This window comes from Nocardioides ginsengisoli (assembly GCF_039537225.1).
In the GTDB taxonomy this organism is placed as follows: Bacteria; Actinomycetota; Actinomycetes; order Propionibacteriales; family Nocardioidaceae; genus Nocardioides; species Nocardioides ginsengisoli.
Genome location: NZ_BAABAC010000032.1, coordinates 48776 through 67665 on the forward strand (window position 1 = coordinate 48776; position 18890 = coordinate 67665).

Here is an 18890-nt window from a genome sequence, read left to right on the forward strand (position 1 = left end):
GTGCGTGAAGGGGATGGATGGGTGCTGCTCAGTCCGCGGCGATCGGGCTGGTGAACGAGTCGTGGAACACCTGGTCGGCGGGGACGCCCTGCTGCTCGAGGAAGGCCAGGGCGGCATCGACCATGGGCGGAGGTCCGCACAGGTAGACCTCGGCCTTGGCCAGGGCGTCCTCGCGGCGCGCCACGACCTCCGTGACGTTCCCGGGCTCAGCCGCGAAGCCCCATGCGCCGGGGTCGTCCGGCATCGACTCGGAGAGGCAGACGACGAACTCGAAGTCCCTGAGCTTCTCCCCGAGCGACCTGATGAGGTCGACGTAGAAGATGTCGTCCGCCGTGCGGGCGCCGTAGTAGAAGCGCACCGGACGCGTGCTTCCCGACTCGTTCAGGTGCCGGAGCAGGGAGAGGATGGGAGCCATCCCGGCGCCGCCGCCGATGCACACGACCGGCAGGGCGTGCCCGTCCTTCAGGGTGAAGGAGCCGTAGGGGCCGGTCAGCTCGATCTCGTCGCCGACCGCGAGGCCGTCGTCGAGGAGCGCGGAGAACTTCCCGCCCGGGTACTTCTTGATCAGGAACTCGACCTCGCCCGGCGACGACGGAGTCGTCGCCATCGAGAACGACCGGTGCTCGTCGGTGCCCGGGATCGTGAGGTCGGCGTACTGCCCCGGCTTGAAGTCGTACGTCGCGGGCTCGATCGCGGTCAGGCGCAGCGACACGATGTCCCGGGTCACGGGCTCGATCGCGCTGATGCGCGTCCGGACGTCCTGGATCGGAACCCCGCTCAGGAGCTCGTCCTCGTCGAAGTTCAGCAGCTCGATGACGCAGTCGCTGAACGCGTGCGACCTGCACAGCAGGACGTATCCCTCGTCCACCTCGGCGTCGTTGCAGGCGAAGGTCGAGTAGCGCTCCATCTGGATGTCCCCGTCGAGGACGTACGACTTGCAGGCCGAGCACTGGCCCTCACGGCAGCCGTGCATCAGGTGGATGCCCTGCCTGAAGGCGGCGTCGAGGATGTTCTCGTCCTCGCCGACCTCCAGCTCGATGTCGACCGGCTCGAAGCTGATGCGGTGCTTGTCCGCCATGGAGCTCTCCTTGGTGAAGGGTGAGGATCCGGTGGCGCCGCCCCCGGGCGGCGCCACCGGTTCAGGGAGGGTCAGCTCGCGGCCTTGGTGCCGTTCGCCATGTAGTCGGCGATGTGCGCCTCGCGCTCGGCGTCCGACATCTGGTTGAGCAGCACGTTGGGGCTCATGAAGCGGTTGCCGCGGACGTCGTCGAGGGTCCACATCTTCTTGGGGTCGTCGAGGTCCAGGTGCGGCTGGCCGATGAGGGTCTTGCCGTCGTCGCGGACGTAGCCGAGGTCCTTGACGATGTCGGCGAGGTCCTTGTCGTGGTGGAGCGTCTCCCACTCGCGGAAGCCGGTGAGGCGGCCCATGTTGGGGGTCTCACGGCCCTCGTACTCGCCCCGGAAGGCCACGGCGTCGGTCCAGTGGCAGGTCTCCGAGCAGTAGGTCCGCCACTGGCCGTCGACCTTGTCGGTGACCATGTCCTCGCGGATCAGCGCCGGCACCATGCAGGTCCAGCAGCGGTGCGGGTACTGGTAGCCCACGTCCTCGAATGCGATGGGCTTGTTGCGGCCCGGGTGCGCGAGGCGGTTGTACTCCTCCCACCACTTGCCGTACTTCGAGTACCAGCCCGGGTACTTGTGCTCGAACCACTCGAAGTCGGTGTCGGTCATGGCGTCGATCCGCCAGTAGTTGACCGGCCAGCCGGTGGCGAAGAACCGGGCGACCTCGTGGACGTAGCCCTTGTTGACGATCCGGTTCCAGGCCTCTTCGACCAGGTCGTGCGGGATGGTGAGGCCGTACTTCTCCAGCGGAATCAGGTAGCTGCGGTAGTAGTCGTCGTAGATCCACCGACGCCACATCTCCGCGTAGCTCTCCCGGTCCTTGCGGCGGTCCTTCGTGCCGTACTCGATGAAGGTGCCGATGGCCGCGTCGACCACGCAGTGGTTGTTCCACCAGGCGTAGCGCATGTCGCGCTCGAGCAGCGGCCGGTTGCGCTCGTCCGCCAGGGCCATCAGCAGGATGCTGTAGCCGTTGGAGATGTGGCGCGACTCGTCGGACTGCACCGAGTGGAAGACCGTCGGCAGCAGGTAGTCGCCGTTGGCGGCCGCCTCGTCGGGCATCGCCACGAAGAGCGTGTTGGTGAACGCCGTCTCCGCGACGACCGTGAGGTAGATGTTCGCGGCGGTGATGGCGTCACCGGTGATGAAGCCCTCGCCGAACTGCCGGCCGATGGTGCCCGCGTAGTTGTTCGCGAACGCCTTCTCCGTCATGTCGAACCCGGCCGGGTCGATGTAGTTGTTCATGTAGAGCTTCTTGAGGTTCATCTGGATCGTCGAGTGACGCACCTCGTCGATCATCTGGACCGCAAGACCGTTGTGGATCTCCGGGTTGGGCACCGCGTCGATGGCCATCGGCATCGCGCGGGCCGCCGAGATCTCCGGGAACGGGATGATCGAGAGGAAGAGCTTCTGCCACTCCAGCCAGCGCTGCTGCACCTGGCGGAACATGTTTCCGCGGATCGCGCCGTCCATGGCGCCGTAGACCCGGTTGTCCTTCTCCTCCTCCATGGGGAAGTAGGACCGCATGATCTGCTTGAGAGGGTCCTTCTTGGGAGCCTTCTCGAAGGTGTAGTCGGTACCGAAGCGCGTGGCGGGGGTGGCGAAGGTGGGCTCCCAGGTGAGCTCGCTGATCTTCGCGTGGGCCTTGGTGAGACTCTGTCTGCTCAATGTTGCCTCCTTGGTCAGGGCCGGTCAGGGCCTGATCAAACTCGGCAGCGGGTGCAGCGCCTGTCTCAATGTGAGACGCAGGTCACACGCCCTGGCGGTACTTTGGGCTGGTGAGCGATGTGCGTACCTACATCCAGGTCTCCTGGGAGCGCTCGAAGGCGTCACTCGTGGACACCGACCACCCGTCGCCGACCTTCGTCGACACGGGAGACAGCGACTCCTTGCTGCTGCGGGCCGCCCGGCCCGTCCTCACCTCGCTGTCCGCCGAGCTCGCCGACGAGCCGGTGTGCCTGATCCTCACCGACAGCCGCGGCGTCGTCCTGTCGCGCGGCGGAGGCGACCGGTCGCTCATCCAGGCCCTCGACGCCGTCTACCTCGCGCCCGGGTTCTGCTACGGCGAGTCGGACGTCGGCACCAACGGCATCGGCACTGCCCTCGAGGTGGGTGCCCCGATCCTCGTCAACGGCGCCGACCACTACACCGGGAACCTGCGCCCCTTCTCCTGTGCCGGAGCCCTGATCACCCATCCGGTGACCGGATCCCTGCTCGGGGTCATCGACATCACCACGAAGGCCGAGAACACCAACCCGCTGCTGCTGTCGTTCGCCAAGCTCGCCGCGCGCCGGATCCAGGAGCGGATCCTCGAGGAGGCCAACGAGCTCGACGGCGCCCTGCTCGGTCGCTACTACGCGGCATGCCGCCACTCGGGCGGACCGGTGATCGCCGTCGGCGAGCAGACCTTCATGATGAACTCCCTGGCGCAGCAGCACTTCGACGCCAACGACCAGGCCGCCCTCCTCGACCAGACCCGGGAGACGATCGGCCGGCTCAAGGCGTGCACGCTGCTCGCGGACCTGCCGAGCGGGATGACGGCCCGCCTCGCCTATCAGCCGGCCTTCGCCGGCGACGTCCTCGCCGGCGGGATCATCCAGATCAAGGAGCAGCGCGTTCCTCGCGTCCAGGACCCACGGGGTCCCTCGTTGCCCGGGCTGGCGGGGTCGAGCGCGTCCTGGCGCCGCGTGAGCCGGGAGGTGCTGGACATTGCGACGCGAGCCGAGTGGGTGGTCCTGCAGGGCGAGGCGGGCGTCGGCAAGACGGCGCTGGCCACGGCCGCCCACCAGGCCGCCGACCGCCACCGCGCGCTGGCGGTGCTCGACGCCTCCGAGCCCGGCGATCTCGTCGACCAGGCCGGCGTCCACCTCGACGCCGGCTCCGACCTGCTCCTCCGCCGCGCGCACCTGCTGAGCCCCGACCAGCTCGACGGGCTCACCGAGCTGTTCCAGCAGGTCCACGACCGTTCACTGGCCCGTGACCCGTGGGTGGCACTCACCGCCCGTGAGGAGCAGGAGGGACAGGAGGGGCAGGCGGACTCTCGTCTCGGACTGCACCTGCTGCACTTCTTCCCCCGCACGGTGTCCGTGCCTCCGCTGCGCCACCATCTCGAGGATCTGCCCGCGCTGGTCCGACTGCTGCTCAACAGGAGCGGTGCTACCGACCTGGTGCTCTCCAAGGCCGCCCTGAACCAGCTGTCGCGGCTGCCCTGGTCCGACAACGTGGCTCATCTGCACCAGACGCTCACGTCGATCGTCCGCACCAGGCGTGCGGGAGTGATCGACGTGGCGGACCTGCCGGCGGAGTGCCGTGCGACGTCGCGTCGCAGTCTCACCCGGCTGGAGACGCTGGAGCGCGACGCCATCGTGGATGCGCTGGCCGTCCACGGTGGCGACAAGGTCGCCGCCTCGGAGTCGCTCGGCATGTCGCGGGCGACCATCTACCGCAAGATCCGCGAGTTCGGCATCGTCAGCTGACGGCCAGCTCGCCGAGCTCGGACCACTCCGTGCCCGGGACCTCGAAGTTCACGATCCTCGGGGTCTCGACGAGGTGCTGCGGAAGGAAGGCGCACGCCTGCTGGAAGTGCGCGGAGCCGACGTGGACGCCGCCCGCGTCAGCGTCGCGGAACGCCTCGACGAGCACGTACTCGTCGGGGTCGTCGAGGCTGCGCGACCAGTCGAACCACAGGCAGCCGGGCTCGGCGCGGGTGGCGTCGGTGAACTCGCGGGTGATCTCGGGCCAGCGGTCGGCGTACTCGGGACGGACTCGGAACTTCGCGGTGATGAAGATCATGGGTCAAGCCAAGCACGACGCCGGGCGCCGTCGCGTCTCGATCTGAGACCGCTCAGCGCTCCGGGATCGCGGTGTCCGGGTTGAGGATCCCCTGGGGGTCGAGCGCCGCCTTGATCGCGACGTGCACCGCCCGGGCGGCCGGGTCGAGCTCACGGGAGAGCCACCCGCGCTTGAGCTGGCCGACGCCGTGCTCGCCGGTGATCGTGCCGCCGAGATCGAGCGCCTTCTGCGTCACGGCGTCGAACGCCGCCAGCGCCGCCGTCCTGCTCCGCGGGTCGGCGTCGTCGAAGATGATGGTCGGATGCATGTTGCCGTCGCCGGCATGCCCGAAGACGCCGATCACCACGCCGAGGCGGGCGCTGATCTCCTCGACGGCGGCGATCAGGTCCACCGTCCGTGACGGCGGCACGGCGACGTCGTCCAGCAGGCAGTGCCCGAGTCGTTCGAGCGCCGGCAGCGCCAGGCGTCTGGCCTCGAGGAGCATCGTCGCCTCGTCCGGATCGGAGCTGCTGGCCACGTCGACGGCACCGGACCGGGTGCAGATCTCGTCGGCGGCGGCCACCAGGTCGGCGGCATCGGCGCCGTCGCCCTGGATGAGGAGCAGCGCGGCGACCTCGTCCCCGAGTCGCATCTGCGCCAGCTGGTCGACCGCGCCGAGGGTGGTGCGGTCGAGGATCTCCATCAGCGACGGAACCAGGCCCGCCCGCCTGATCTCCAGGACGGCGGCGCCGGCATCGGCGAGGCGTGCGAAGGACGCCACGACGGTGTGCGGAGCCGGCGCCGCGGGGACCAGCCGCACCGTGATCTCGGTGACGACACCGAGGGTGCCCTCGGACCCGACGAGGAGGTGGGTCAGGTCGTAGCCGGCGACCCCCTTCACCGTGCGCCTGCCGGTCCGCATCACCCGACCGTCGGCGAGGACGACCTCCAGGCCGATCACGAAGTCGGCCGTGACGCCGTACTTCACACAGCACATGCCGCCCGCGTTGGTGGCCACGTTGCCGCCGACCGTGCACATGTCCACGCTGCCCGGGTCGGGCGGGTAGGACATGCCGACCGCAGCCGCGGCGTCGCGGAGAGCCGCCGTGATCACCCCGGGCTCGACGACCGCGATCCGGTCGACCGGATCGATCTCGAGGATCCGGTTCATCCGGTGCAGGGACAGGACGACCGAGCCCGTCGCCGCGTTCGCCCCACCGCTGAGCCCGGTGCCCGCACCCCGAGGGACGACGGGCACGCCCAGCTCCGACGCCGCCCTCATGCACCGGGAGACCTCGTCGGTCGTTCGGGGCATGAGTACGGCGGCCGGCCAGCCGTGGACGGTGAACCGCGACCTGTCGCGGGCATAGAAGGCGATCACGTCCGGATCCGTCACGACGACGTCGGCGGGCAGCAGGGACGCCAGACGAGCGCCAGACGCCGTGAGAGCAGAGCGAGCCACCGTCGTGCTGCCTACCGCAGGTCGAACCGGTCGGCGTCCATCACCTTGACCCACGCGGCGACGAAGTCGCGGACGAACCGGTCCGCGGCGTCGTGGCTGGCGTAGACCTCGGCGAGCGCACGCAGCTGCGAGTTCGAGCCGAAGATCAGGTCGGCCGCGGTGGCGGTCCAGCGGAGCTCGTCGGTGACGGCGTCCCGGATCTCGTAGACGTGCTCCTCGTTCTCCGCCGCCTTCACGACCGCACCGGGCGCGAGCAGGTGGGTGAAGAAGTCCGTCGAGAGCACACCGGGGCGCGAGGTGAGCACGCCGTGCGTCGTACCGCCGACGGTGGCACCGAGGGTGCGCAGGCCGCCCAGCAGGACGGTCATCTCGGGCGCCGACAGGTCGAGCAGGTACGCACGGTCGAGCAGCAGCGTCTCCAGCGGCAGCTTCTCGCCGGGACGGGCGTAGTTGCGGAAGCCGTCGGCACGCGGCTCGAGGACCGCGAACGACTCGACGTCGGTCTGCTCCTGGGTCGCGTCCGTGCGCCCGGGGGTGAACGGCACCGTCACGTCGAAGCCGCCGTCCTGGGCGGCCTTCTCGACCGCGGCGGAGCCGGCGAGCACGATCAGGTCGGCCAGGGAGATCTTCTTCTCACCCTGCGCGTCGAAGGCGGCCTTGATCTCCTCGAGCCTGCCGAGCACGGTCGCCAGCTGCTCGGGCTGGTTGACCTCCCAGTCCTTCTGCGGGGCCAGGCGGATCCGAGCGCCGTTGGCGCCGCCGCGCTTGTCCGTCGAGCGGAAGGACGCGGCCGAGGCCCAGGCGGTCGAGACGAGCTCGCCGACGCCGAGGCCCGAGTCGAGGACCGTGGCCTTGAGCGCCGCCACGTCGGCGTCGTCGACGAGCGGGTGGTCGACGGCCGGGACCGGGTCCTGCCACAGCTGCGCCTCGGGCACCCAGGGGCCGAGGTAGCGGGAGACGGGGCCCATGTCGCGGTGGAGCAGCTTGTACCAGGCCTTGGCGAAGGCCCGCGCGAACTCGTCGGGGTGCTCCAGGAACCGGCGCGAGATCTTCTCGTACGCCGGGTCGAAGCGCAGTGCGAGGTCGCTGGTCAGCATGGTGGGCAGGCGCTTGGGCGAGTCCGCGGCCGGCCCGGGGATGATCGGCTCGGCGTCCTTGGCGACCCACTGCCGGGCGCCGGCAGGACTCTCGGTGAGCTTCCACTCGTAGCCGAAGAGGATCTCGAAGAAGCGGTTGCTCCACTCGGTCGGCCGGTCGGTCCAGGTGACCTCGAGGCCGGACGTGATGGTGTCCGCGCCCTTGCCGGTGCCGTGCGAGGACAGCCAGCCCAGGCCCTGCGCCTCGAGCGGCGCGCCCTCGGGCTCGGGACCGACGAGCTCGGGGTCGCCGGCGCCGTGGGTCTTGCCGAAGGTGTGGCCACCGGCGATGAGCGCGACGGTCTCCTCGTCGTTCATCGCCATCCGGGCGAAGGTGTCGCGGATGTCGCGGGCCGAGGCCAGCGGGTCGGGGTTGCCGTTGGGGCCCTCGGGGTTGACGTAGATCAGGCCCATCTGGACCGCGCCGAGCGGGTCGGACAGGTCGCGCTCGCTGCTGTAGCGCTCGTCGCCGAGCCAGGTGTCCTCGGTGCCCCAGTTGATCTCCTCGGGCTCCCACACGTCCTCGCGGCCGAAGCCGAAGCCGAAGGTCTCGAAGCCCATCGACTCCAGCGCCGCGTTGCCGGCGAGCACGAGCAGGTCGGCCCACGAGATCTTCTGCCCGTACTTCTGCTTGACCGGCCACAGCAGGCGCCGCGCCTTGTCGAGGTTGCCGTTGTCGGGCCAGCTGTTGAGCGGGGCGAAGCGCTGGGCGCCGTCCCCCGCGCCGCCGCGTCCGTCGTGGATCCGGTAGGTGCCGGCGGCGTGCCAGCTGAGGCGGATCATCAGCCCGCCGTAGTGACCGAAGTCGGCGGGCCACCAGTCCTGCGAGGTGGTCAGGACGTCGACGATGTCGCGCTTGAGCGACTCGACGTCGAGCTTCGCGAACTCCTCCCGGTAGCTGAACTCCGCGCCGAGCGGGTTGCCCGCCGGGGCGTGCGCGTGCAGCACGGACAGGTCCAGCTGGTTAGGCCACCAGTCCTGGTTGGTCCGCGGGCGGTGGGTCTTCGGGGTCGGCGAGGAGAGCGCGGGGTTCTCGCTCTCGCTGCCGTGGTGCGCGACCGGGCAGCCTGCCTGGGTGTCGGACATGCTCGACCTTTCGGGAATCGATGGAGTGTTCTTGGACGGCGCGGGCGTCAAGGCCCGCTCCCCGCGGGTACCCGCCACGGGGGGATGAAGCCGTTGCCGAGTCGCGCCTCCCAGGCATGGAAGGTGGCGAGCACGCTCGCCGACGTCTCGGCGCTGGCCTGGTTCTCGGGCCCGGACGCGATAGCCATCAGCCCGTAGTAGTAGAGCGAGCGCACCTGCGCCTCCGGGGCGTCCTGGTGCGACTCCAGCTCACCCACCGCCGCGGGCAGCAGGCGCGCCACGAGCCGGTGCGCACCGAGCCCGCCTCGCTGGGCGAGCCGGTGCGCGCCGCCGACGACCGCTCGGCGGCCCGGATCAGCGGCCCGAGGGTCGTCGTCGGGCGCGAGATCCGGGCCGACCGCCGGTGCGTCATTGACGGCCCGCAGCAGCAGGCTCGCGATCGTCGTACCCTGCTCGATGGTGTACGGCGGCGCCGGCGCCTCGGGCCCGAGCAGGTGTGCCGCCAGCCCGTCCAGGTAGAGCAGCTCCATCGCGGGCATCAGCTCGACGCTCAGGTGGGCCAGTCCGGCGGCCGCCTGGCGCTGCCAGTCCTCTCGCGGTGCGTTCACGGCCGCGCGTCAGTCGTCCTCGTGCTCGTCGCCGTGTCGGTCGGCGACCCACGAGCCGTTCGCGGCGAGGTGGACGTGGCCGCCCCAGTCTTCCGAGTCCCAGTCGATCATGTCGGTGCCCTCCAGAGTTGCGCTGGCGACGGCCCCTCACCTTCGGCGGCGGCCCTCATCTCGTCGAGGCTCATTCAACGTCCGTGAGGACGGTGCTCGAGTCTCACTCTGAGACGAGGAGGTCACCTGTTCGACACTTTCGCGGGGCGCCGGATCACCCTTCCCGGCCGACGAGCCGGATCAGATCCACCAGTCGGTTGGAGTAGCCCCACTCGTTGTCGTACCAGCCCGCCACCTTGACCTGGTTGCCGATCACCTTGGTGAGGGGTGCGTCGAAGATGCACGAGGCCGGATCGGTGACGATGTCGGAGGAGACGATGGGCGCGGTGGAGTACTTCAGATAGCGGCCGTCGGCGGCCGCCTTCACGATCGCGTTGACCTCCTCGACGCTGGTCTCGCGCGACGCCTCGAAGGAGAGGTCGGTCAGCGAGCCGGTCGGGGTCGGCACCCGCAGGGCGTAGCCGTCGAGGCGGCCCTTGAGCTCGGGCAGCACCAGCCCGATCGCCTTCGCGGCGCCGGTCGAGGTCGGCACGATGTTGATGGCGGCGGCGCGGGCGCGACGCAGGTCCTTGTGGATGTTGTCCTGCAGGTTCTGGTCGGCGGTGTAGGCGTGCACCGTGGTCATCAGTCCCTTGACGATGCCCAGCCCGTCGTTGAGCGCCTTGGCCATCGGCGCGAGGCAGTTGGTGGTGCAGGAGGCGTTCGAGACGACCGTGTGGGCGGCCGGGTCGTAGGTCTCGTGGTTGACGCCCATCACGATGGTGGCGTCCTCGTTGGTGGCGGGTGCGGAGATGATCACCTTCCTCGCTCCCCCGGCGTCGACGTGGGCACGCGCCAAGGTCCCGTCGGTGAAGAAGCCGGTCGACTCCACCACCACGTCGACCCCGAGGTCGCCCCAGCGCAGCGCGCCCGGGTCGCGCTCGGCGGAGACCTTGATCTCCTGCCCACCGACCACGATCGCGCTGTCGGTCGAGCCGACCTCGGCGTCGAGGGGGCCGAGGATCGAGTCGTACTTGAGCAGATGGGCCAGGGTCGCGGTCTCGGTCAGGTCGTTGACGCCGACGATCTCGATGTCGGCGCCGCTCGCGCACACGGCGCGGAAGAAGTTGCGGCCGATCCGGCCGAATCCGTTGATACCTACGCGAACAGTCACGTCACTCCTCAGGTTGCTGGTGTCGTTGCGCTGTGGCGAGAGAGCGGGCCGCGTCGCGCGCGGCCGCGGGGGTCGGGGCGGCGAGCGCCGCGCGCGCCATCTCCTGGCACTGCGCGAGCGTGATCGCGCCCAGGCGAGCACCGACGGCACGGACGGCGGCGACCGCCATGGACAACGAGGTGACCCCGAGCCCGACGAGGACGCAGGCGAGCAGCGGGTCGGCCGCCGCCTCCCCGCAGACGCCGACGGGCTTGCCGGCGCGCTGGCCCGCGGCCGCCGTCAGCGCGACCAGCTGGAGGACGGCGGGCTGCCACGGGTCGGTGAGATGGGCCAGATCGCTGCACATCCGGTCGGCGGCCATCGTGTACTGCGTGAGGTCGTTGGTCCCGATGGAGAGGAAGTCGACCTCGGCGAGCATCCGGTCGGCCAGCAGCGCAGCGCTCGGCACCTCGATCATGACGCCGGCCCGCAGCCCCCGCGCGCGGACGGCGGTCGCGAAGTCGCGCGCCTCGTCGACCGTCGCGACCATGGGGGCCATCACCCAGGTGTCCGTGCCCGTCCGCTTGGCGGCCTCGGCGATCGCGTCGAGCTGGCGCTCGAGCAGGCCGTGGTCGATGAACGACAGCCGCAGGCCGCGCACACCGAGCGCCGGGTTGTCCTCGTCGGGGTGGGTCGCGAACGCGATCGGCTTGTCGGAGCCCGCGTCGAGCGTGCGGACGACGACATGCCGCTCGCCCGCGGCGAAGGGGGCCAGGACGTCGGCATAGATGTCCGCCTGCTCCGCCACGCTCGGCTCGCTCGCGCGGTCGAGGAAGCCGAGCTCGGTGCGGAACAGGCCGACGCCCTGCACCGGCCCCGCGGCCGCCGCGGCGGCCGAGGCCGGATCCGCCACGTTCGCGAGCAGGGACACCGGGCGGCCGTCCGCCGTCCGGCCCGGGCCCTCCCAGGCACCCAGGGCAGCGCGCTCCTCGGCGTCGAGGGCGACCCGCCGCGCGGCGTCCACCTGCTCGGGGTCGAGCTCGATCGCACCGGTCGCGCCGTCGACCAGGAGCCGACGCCCGGCCGCCGCCTCGACGACGCCGGCGGCCCCGACCACGCACGGGATCGCGAGCTGGCGGGCGATGATCGCGGTGTGGCTGGTCGGCCCGCCGCGCTCGGTCACGAGGGCGATCACCACGCGGGGGTCGAGGCCCGCCGTGTCGGCCGGCGCGAGGTCGGAGGCGACCAGCACGGTCGGCGTCGACGGCATGCTCACCCCCGGCTCCGGCTCGCCGACCAGGCGCGCGACGATCCGGCTGCGGATGTCGCGCAGGTCGGTGACCCGCTCCGCCATCAGGCCGCCCATGCCGGTGAACACGGTGACGAACTGCTCGACCGCGTGGTCGACCGCGGTCAGCAGCGGCTGGCCGGCCCGCAGGTTCTTGCGGACGGCGGCCCGCAGGCCGCGGTCGGTCGCCAGGCCCGCACTCGCCGTGAGCACGCCCGCGGTCGCGCCGTCGGCGGCCGCGGCCTTCGTGCGGAAGCCGTCGGCCACGGCCGCGACCGCCGCGTCGTAGGCGGCGAGGGCCGCGGCGTCGTCGGCGTGACCGCCGTCGCCGTAGCGCCGGACCGCCTCGTCGGGCACCCCCGTGGCGACGACCAGGGCGGGCGCCCAGGCCAGTCCGGGAACGACGGGAGTGCCGTGCAACGTGGTGACCATGGTCACACGCTAGACCGCGAAGCCCTTGACATGCAACAGAAACGGGCATAGAACAACACAAACACAGATTCGTGAGGACGGTCACACTGCATGTACGCCGAAGAGCGCCACCAGGCCATCGCCCGTCGCGTGGCGACCGAGGGCCGGCTGTCCGTGGCCCAGATCGCCGAGCAGTTCGACGTCACGACCGAGACCGCACGGCGCGACCTCACCGCGCTCGAAGGCCTGGGCCTGGTCCGGCGCGTCCACGGCGGCGCGGTCCCCGGCGCGGCGCTGACCACCCTCGAGCTCGCCCTGAGCGAGCGCGACTCGGCCAACACCGAGGCGAAGGCGGGGATCGCCCGTGCCGCCGCCGCCCAGCTGCCGCCCGAGGGGGCGTCCATCCTGCTCGACGCGGGGTCGACGACGGCCCGGTTCGCCGACGCGCTGCCCACCCACCGCCACCTGGTCGTCTACACCCACGCGGTCTCGATCGCCGCCCGGCTGGCCGGGAACCCGGCGGTCGAGCTGCACCTGCTCCCCGGACGCGTCCGCCCCGAAACCCAGGCGGCGGTCGGCGCGGCCACCGTCGCCGCGGTCGGCGCCCTGCGGGTCGACGTCGCCTACCTCGGCGCCAACGGGGTGTCCCTGCGCCACGGCCTGTCCACCCCCGACAGCGAGGAGGCGGCCACCAAGCGGGCCTTCGTCGCCGCGGCGCAGCGGGTGGTCGCGCTGGTCGACTCCTCCAAGATCGGCGTCGAGTCGACCGTGCGCTTCGCCGAGCTGGCCGAGGTCACGACCGTCGTGACCGACGCCGCCGTCGGGCGCGACGCGCGCCAGGACCTCGAGGGCGCCGGCGTCGAGGTGGTGGTCGCGTGATCGTCACCGTCACCCCCAACCCGAGCATCGACCGCACCGTCGCCCTCGGCGGGCCCCTCGCGCGCGGGGGCGTGCAGCGCGTCGCCGACGCCGTCGACCAGCCCGGCGGCAAGGGCATCAACATCTCGCGCGCCTGCGTCGCGGCCGGGCTGACGACCCGCGCGGTGCTCCTCGCCGACGACGGGCCGTTCGTGCGCGAGCTGGAGGCCCTCGGCATCGCGTGCGCCGCCGTCCCGTCGCCGGGGCCGATGCGCGTCAACCTCACCCTCACCGAGCCGGACGGCACGACCACCAAGCTCAACGCCGCCGGCGCCACCCTCTCCGCCGACGTCCTGTCCGCGCTGACCGAGCGCGTGCTCGAGCAGGCCGGCGACTGGTTCGTCCTGGCCGGGTCACTCCCGCCCGGCGCGCCCGACGACTGGTACGCCGTCCTCGCCGCCCGGCTGCGCGAGCGCGGCCGGCGGGTCGCGGTCGACACCAGCGACGCGGCGCTGTCGGCCGTCGTCGCCGGCCTCGCACCCGCCACCGCGCCGTCCCTGCTGAAGCCCAACTCCGACGAGCTCGCCGCCCTGGTCGGGGCATCGCCCGCCTCGCTGGAGCGCGACCCGGGGCTGGTCGCGGCCGCCGCGCGCAGCCTGGTCGAGCGCGGCGCCGGCGCCGTCCTGGCGACCCTCGGCGCCGCCGGCGCCGTCCTCGTCGACGGCGAGGGGGCGTGGCACGCCGCGCCCCCACCCGTCCAGGTCGTCAGCACCGTCGGCGCCGGCGACAGCAGCCTGTTCGGCTACCTCGCCGCCGACCTGCGCGGCGCGACCGCACCCGAGCGGCTCGCCTCCGCGGTCGCCTACGGCACTGCGGCCGCCGCGCTCCCGGGCACCACCGTTCCGTCCCCCTCCGACGTCCGGGTCAACGAGATCCGGGTCCTCCCGCTCGACCTTTCCTCGAGCACCACCGCCTCCGAAGGAGAGCCGTCATGGCAGAACTGATGACCACGAGCCTGGTCGCCCTCGACGCCGACCTCGGGCGCGACAAGGACGACGTGATCGCCGCCCTCGCCTCGCTCGTCACCGAGGCCGGGCGCGCCGACGACGTCGAGCAGCTCCGCGCCGACCTGCGGGCGCGGGAGGCGAAGTCGGCGACCGGCATGAAGGACGGCATCGCCATCCCGCACTGCCGCTCGGCCGCCGTCACCGAGCCGACGCTCGTCTTCGCCCGGCTCGCGCCGGCCGTCGACTTCGGCGCGAAGGACGGCCCCGCGGACCTGGTCTTCCTGATCGCCGCACCCGACGGTGCGGGCAACGCCCACCTGCAGATCCTCGCCAAGCTCGCCCGTTCGCTGGTCAAGCCCGCCTTCACCGACGCGCTGCGCGCCGCCGCCGGCCCCGACGAGGTCGTGGCGATCGTGCGAGACGTCGTCGCGCCGCCGGCCGACACGCCGGAGCAGCCGGTCGCCGCGCCGGCCCCCGCCACCGTACGCCGCCTGGTGGCCGTCACCTCCTGCCCGACCGGCATCGCCCACACCTACATGGCCGCCGAGGCGCTCGAGGCGGCCGCGGCCCGTGCCGGGGTCGAGATCGCCGTCGAGCCCCAGGGCTCGGCCGGCGGCAAGCCGCTGCCGCAGGCCACGATCGACGCCGCCGACGCGGTGATCTTCTCCGCCGACGTGGGGGTGCGCGATCGCGCCCGGTTCGCAGGCAAGCCGGTGGTGTCCACCGGGGTGAAGCGCCCGATCGACGACGGCGACGCGGTGATCGCGGAGGCGCTGCGGGCCGCCGCCGACCCGGCGGCCGCTCGGGTCGAGCGCGGCGCCGGATCCGCCGACGCCGCGCCGACGTCCAGCGGCAGCCGCGGCGGTGACGTACGACGCGTGCTGATGACCGGTGTGTCCTACATGATCCCGTTCGTCGCCGCGGGCGGCCTGCTCATCGCGCTGGCGTTCCTGCTGGGCGGCTACGAGATCGCGCTCGGCTCGACGTACCACGGCGAGTCGGTCAACACCGCGCAGCACATCGTGCTCAACAACTCCCTGTTCAGCCTGCCCGATCCCCACGCCTACGACCTGGGCAGCGCCGAGCTCGTCCGCAGCCCACTCCTGACCTATCTCGGCGCGCTGCTCATGGTCCTCGGCGGCGCCGCGTTCGGCTTCCTCGTGCCGGCGCTCGCGGGCTACATCGCCTACGCCATCGCCGACCGCCCGGGCATCGCGCCCGGGTTCGTGATGGGCGCGATCTCGCTGGTCGTCGGCGCCGGCTTCCTCGGCGGCATCGTCGGCGGCGTGCTCGCCGGCCTGGTCGCCCGCTGGGTCGCCGGCCGTCCCGTTCCGGTCTGGGCACGCGGCCTGATGCCGGTGCTCGTGATCCCCCTGGTGGCGACGCTGACGACCGGCTTCGTGATGCTGGCCATCCTGGCCCAGCCCCTCCGCTCGCTGATGGACGCGATGAACCACGGCCTGGCCAACATGAGCGGCGGCTCCGCGATCATCCTCGGCGTCCTCCTCGGCATGATGATGGCCTTCGACATGGGCGGCCCGCTCAACAAGGTCGCCTACAGCTTCGCGACCGCCGGCCTGTCCGCCGCCGGCGCGGCCACCGACGCCCCGCAGCTGAAGATCATGGCCGCCGTGATGCTCGGCGGCATGGTCCCGCCCCTGGCCCTGGCACTGGCCACCGCGGTGCGGCCCCGGCTGTTCACGACGCCCGAGCGCGAGAACGGCAAGGCCGCCTGGGCACTGGGCGCCTCGTTCATCACCGAAGGGGCGATCCCGTTCGCCGCGGCCGACCCGCTGCGCGTCATCCCCGCGATCGTCCTCGGCAGCGGTGTGACCGGCGGCCTGTCCGAGGCCTTCGGCGTCAGCCTCCGCGCGCCGCACGGCGGGATCTTCGTGCTCTTCGCCGTCGACGGCATCCTCGGCTTCGCCGTCGCCCTGGCCGCCGGCGTGCTGGTGGCGGCCGCCACCGTCATCGTCTTGAAGTCGCTCGGCCGATCGGCCGCCGCGACGCCCGTTCCGACCACCGCCAGCGTCTGAGAGGAAGCTCCATGCACACCGTCACCGTCACCGTCGGCTCCGCCGTCGGCCTCCACGCCCGCCCCGCCCAGATCATCGCCGACGCGGCGGCCGACCTCGACTCGGAGGTGCTCATCGGCGTCCCCGGCGTCGAGGCCGTCGACGCCAGCTCGGCGCTGCTGATCATGACGCTCGGCGCCGGCAACGGCGACCAGGTCGAGATCTCCGGCGAGGTCGAGGCGGACGTCGCCAAGATCGCCGGGCTCGTCGAGCAGGACCTCGACGCCGACTGAGCGGCTGCCTCAGCCGGCCCGCCCCAGGTGCCGGGACGCCAGCTCCAGATAGGGCTCGACCGCGGCGCCCGCCGTGTCGAACCCGGCGCCCGAGCCCGATCCCGCCGAGCGGCGGTGCTCGATGCCGGCGGCGATGACCGCGACCTTGAAGCAGGCGAGCGCCTGGTGGAAGCCCCAGTGCTCGAGCGTGATCCCGCCGACGGCCTCGTAGCGCTGCGCGAGGCCGTCCGGCGTCGGGAGACGCGGGCTGGTCCAGGCGCTGGGGGCACCCATGACGAGGTCGAAGGGCTCGTGCCGGTAGGCGCACATCATCGCGACGTCGGCGATCGGGTCGCCGATGGTCGAGAGCTCCCAGTCGACGACCGCGGCGACCCGGTCGGCGCCCGGCGTGCCGGAGCGACCGAGGAGGGTGTTGTCGATCCGGTAGTCGCCGTGCACGATCGAGGCCGTCCGCTGCTCCGGTACGGCGGCGGTGAGGCCCGCGACGACCGCGCGGGCGAGCGGGTCGAGGCGCTCCTCCCCCACCGTCTCCCACTGGCCCGACCAGCGCCGCAGCTGACGGCCCGCATAGCCGTCGGGCCGGCCGAAGGTCTCCAGGCCGACCTTGACGTGGTCGACCCGGTGCAGGGCGGCGAGGGTCTCGACCAGGCTGTCGACCACGACGGCGAGCCGCGCGTCGTCGTACGACGCCAGGTCGGCCTGCGTGCGGACCGCCACCCCGTCGACGAAGCCGCTGACGGTGAACGGCACGCCGAGCAGGTCGTCGCTCTCGTCGAGCAGGACGGCGTCGGCGATCGGCACGTCGGTCGCCATCAGCGCGGCCGCGACCCGGTGCTCGCGGGCGACGTCGTGGGCCGACGCCGTGCGTCCGGCGCGGGGCGGGGTGCGGAGCACCCAGCGGCGCACGCCGTCGGTGATCGCATAGGTGAGGTTGGACCGCCCACCCGCGATCAGTACGGCGTCCAGCGGGCCGGCGAGCTCGACGCCGGCCTCGCCCATCCGCTCGGCGACGGCCGCCAGCTCGGCGGTGGTCAGGTCGCTCATCGGGCGTCTCCCGCCAGCCGGCGGACCGCACGCCGGGCGATCGACCAGCGGTGCACCTCGGACGGGCCGTCGTAGATGCGGAACGGCCGGATCTCCCGGGCGATCCGCGCCACCGGAAGGTCACGGGAGACTCCGAGCCCGCCGCACATCTGGGTGGCCCGGTCGACGACCCGGTGCAGCGCCTCGGCCGCGAAGGTCTTCGCGATCGACGTCGACTCCGACGCGCGGCCGCCGTCGTCGAGCTCGCGACAGGCTGCCAGCAGCAGGGCCCGGGTCGCAGCGAGGTCGATCTCGTTGTCCGCGATCATCTGCTGCATCATGCCGAGGTCGGCGAGCCGGCCGCCGAAGGCCTCGCGGCCGGCGACGTGCCGCACCGCGACCTCGTGGGCGCGGCGGGCGGCGCCGGTCCAGCGCATCACGTGCGTCATCCGGGCCGGCCCGAGCCGCACCTGGGCGTAGCGGAAGCCCTCGTCGACGCCACCGAGGACGTCGTCGTCGGGCACGAAGACGTCGGTGAACCGCATCTCGCAGTGACCGCCGAGCATCGACCGGTCGACCGTCCCGATGTGGCGCACCACCTCGAGGCCGGGAGCATCGGCCGGCGCCAGGAGCATGGTCGCGCCGCCGGCGCCGCCGGCGCCGCCCGGCTCACCGCTGGTCCGCGCCATCACGATGAAGAAGCCCGCGCCGTCGGCGCCGGTGATGAACCACTTGTGGCCGTTGAGCAGCCAGCCGCCGTCGACCTTCGTCGCCCGCGTGAGCAGCATCGACGGATCGGCGCCGGCGCCGGGCGCCGGCTCGGTCATCGCGAAGGCGGACCGCGTCTCCCCCGCCACCAGCGGTCGCAGGAACCGCTCCCGCTGCGAGGCGGTCGCCACGTGGTCGAGCAGGTGGATGTTGCCCTCGTCGGGCGCGTTGATGTTGAGCGCCATCGGCCCGAACAGCGCCCACCCCGCCTCCTCGAAGACGGGCGCCCGGTCGACCATGCCGAGACCGCGGCCGCCGCAGTCGACCGGACCGTGCGGCGCCAGCAGCCCGGCCGCCGCCGCCTTCGCCTGGAGGTCGCGCCGCAGCGTCTCTCCGCCCGCGGCCTCGACGTCGCCGTCGTACTCGTCCTCGATCGGGATGACCTCGCGCCGGACCAGCTCGCGCGTGGCCGCCGCCAATGCCTCAGCCGACACTGGCGCCGCCGTCCACGTAGAGCGTCTGGCCGGTGATGTACGACGCCTCGTCGCTCGACAGGAAGGTGACCGCGGCCGCGATGTCGGCCGGCTGCCCCACCCGCTTGACCGGCACCGCCTCGGCGTTGAGCCGGCGGAACTCGTCGACGTCCAGCTTGAGCCGCGCCGCGGTGGCATCGGTCATCTCCGTGGCGATGAAGCCCGGCGCGACCGCGTTGACGTTGATCCCGAACGGCCCCAGCTCGATGCCCAGGGTCCGGGTGAAGCCCTGGATGCCCATCTTCGCCGCCGAGTAGTTGGCCTGACCCCGGTTGCCCAGCGCCGAGATCGAGGAGATGTTCACGACCTTGCCGTACTTCTGCTCCACG

16 protein-coding genes are annotated in these 18890 nt (G+C 72.1%); 5 read left to right on the plus strand and 11 right to left on the minus strand.

The genetic code is table 11. The features are described from left to right. Positions 1–28: 28 nt before the first annotated feature. Together AB4880_RS17380 and AB4880_RS17385 are read right to left on the minus strand one after the other, a co-directional pair. Positions 29–1078, minus strand: coding sequence for an FAD-binding oxidoreductase (locus tag AB4880_RS17380; RefSeq protein WP_367920482.1), 1050 nt, complete (start codon positions 1076–1078; stop codon positions 29–31). Positions 1079–1149: 71 nt separating this feature from the next. After that, positions 1150–2787 carry a ferritin family protein gene (locus tag AB4880_RS17385; protein WP_367920483.1) on the minus strand — a complete coding sequence of 546 codons (1638 nt, stop codon included), beginning with the start codon at positions 2785–2787 and terminating at the stop codon, positions 1150–1152. A gap of 110 nt (positions 2788–2897) precedes the next feature. Between AB4880_RS17385 and AB4880_RS17390 the strand changes: the two genes are divergently transcribed. Next, a complete protein-coding gene (locus tag AB4880_RS17390) occupies positions 2898–4595 on the plus strand; it encodes a sigma-54-dependent Fis family transcriptional regulator (protein WP_367920484.1) in 1698 nt (565 codons plus the stop codon). Here the strand turns inward: AB4880_RS17390 and AB4880_RS17395 are convergent. From AB4880_RS17395 to ptsP, 6 genes are all read right to left on the minus strand, one after another. Further along, complete coding sequence (locus tag AB4880_RS17395) at positions 4588–4911, minus strand: putative quinol monooxygenase (protein ID WP_367920485.1); 324 nt, start codon at positions 4909–4911, stop codon at positions 4588–4590. The genes AB4880_RS17390 and AB4880_RS17395 overlap by 8 nt on opposite strands. Before the next feature lie 52 nt (positions 4912–4963). Further along, entirely contained in the window at positions 4964–6352 is a 1389-nt protein-coding gene (locus AB4880_RS17400) for an FAD-binding oxidoreductase (protein WP_367920486.1), read from the minus strand. An 11-nt stretch (positions 6353–6363) separates the two neighbouring features. Then, positions 6364–8574, minus strand: a complete 2211-nt coding sequence (gene katG, locus AB4880_RS17405) for a catalase/peroxidase HPI (protein WP_367920487.1) — start codon at positions 8572–8574, stop codon at positions 6364–6366. Between the two features lie 47 nt (positions 8575–8621). After that, entirely contained in the window at positions 8622–9182 is a 561-nt protein-coding gene (locus tag AB4880_RS17410; RefSeq protein WP_367920488.1) for a hypothetical protein, read from the minus strand. A 265-nt stretch (positions 9183–9447) separates the two neighbouring features. Next, the gene (gap, locus tag AB4880_RS17415) at positions 9448–10446 is read right to left on the minus strand and encodes a type I glyceraldehyde-3-phosphate dehydrogenase (protein WP_367920489.1); all 999 of its coding nucleotides are present in this window, start codon (positions 10444–10446) and stop codon (positions 9448–9450) included. 1 nt (position 10447) lies between these two features. Further along, entirely contained in the window at positions 10448–12145 is a 1698-nt protein-coding gene (gene ptsP, locus AB4880_RS17420; protein WP_367920490.1) for a phosphoenolpyruvate--protein phosphotransferase, read from the minus strand. A 90-nt stretch (positions 12146–12235) separates the two neighbouring features. Here ptsP and AB4880_RS17425 point away from each other — a divergent pair, with 90 nt between their 5' ends. The 4 genes from AB4880_RS17425 to AB4880_RS17440 are packed head-to-tail and all read left to right on the plus strand — an operon-like array spanning position 12236 to position 16297. Further along, entirely contained in the window at positions 12236–13003 is a 768-nt protein-coding gene (locus AB4880_RS17425; RefSeq protein ID WP_367920491.1) for a DeoR/GlpR family DNA-binding transcription regulator, read from the plus strand. After that, on the plus strand, positions 13000–13986 hold the full coding sequence (locus AB4880_RS17430) for a 1-phosphofructokinase family hexose kinase (protein WP_367920492.1): 987 nt from the start codon (positions 13000–13002) through the stop codon (positions 13984–13986). Before AB4880_RS17425 ends, AB4880_RS17430 begins: the two co-directional genes overlap by 4 nt. Beyond that, positions 13974–16025 (plus strand): PTS fructose transporter subunit IIABC, encoded by a 2052-nt coding sequence (locus AB4880_RS17435; protein ID WP_367920493.1) that lies wholly within the window; start codon positions 13974–13976, stop codon positions 16023–16025. Before AB4880_RS17430 ends, AB4880_RS17435 begins: the two co-directional genes overlap by 13 nt. Positions 16026–16036: 11 nt before the next feature. After that, on the plus strand, positions 16037–16297 hold the full coding sequence (locus tag AB4880_RS17440; RefSeq protein ID WP_367920494.1) for an HPr family phosphocarrier protein: 261 nt from the start codon (positions 16037–16039) through the stop codon (positions 16295–16297). Between the two features lie 9 nt (positions 16298–16306). Here AB4880_RS17440 and AB4880_RS17445 read toward each other — a convergent pair whose 3' ends face one another. The 3 genes from AB4880_RS17445 to AB4880_RS17455 all read right to left on the minus strand — a co-directional run. Beyond that, positions 16307–17341: a phosphotransferase family protein gene (locus AB4880_RS17445; RefSeq protein ID WP_367920495.1), complete on the minus strand. Its 1035-nt coding sequence runs from the start codon at positions 17339–17341 to the stop codon at positions 16307–16309. Continuing rightward, the gene (locus AB4880_RS17450) at positions 17338–18507 is read right to left on the minus strand and encodes an acyl-CoA dehydrogenase family protein (RefSeq protein ID WP_367920496.1); all 1170 of its coding nucleotides are present in this window, start codon (positions 18505–18507) and stop codon (positions 17338–17340) included. The genes AB4880_RS17445 and AB4880_RS17450 overlap by 4 nt, the downstream gene beginning before the upstream one ends. A 4-nt stretch (positions 18508–18511) precedes the next feature. Beyond that, a partial coding sequence (locus AB4880_RS17455; RefSeq protein ID WP_367920497.1) for an SDR family oxidoreductase occupies positions 18512–18890 on the minus strand: 379 nt, incomplete at its 5' end.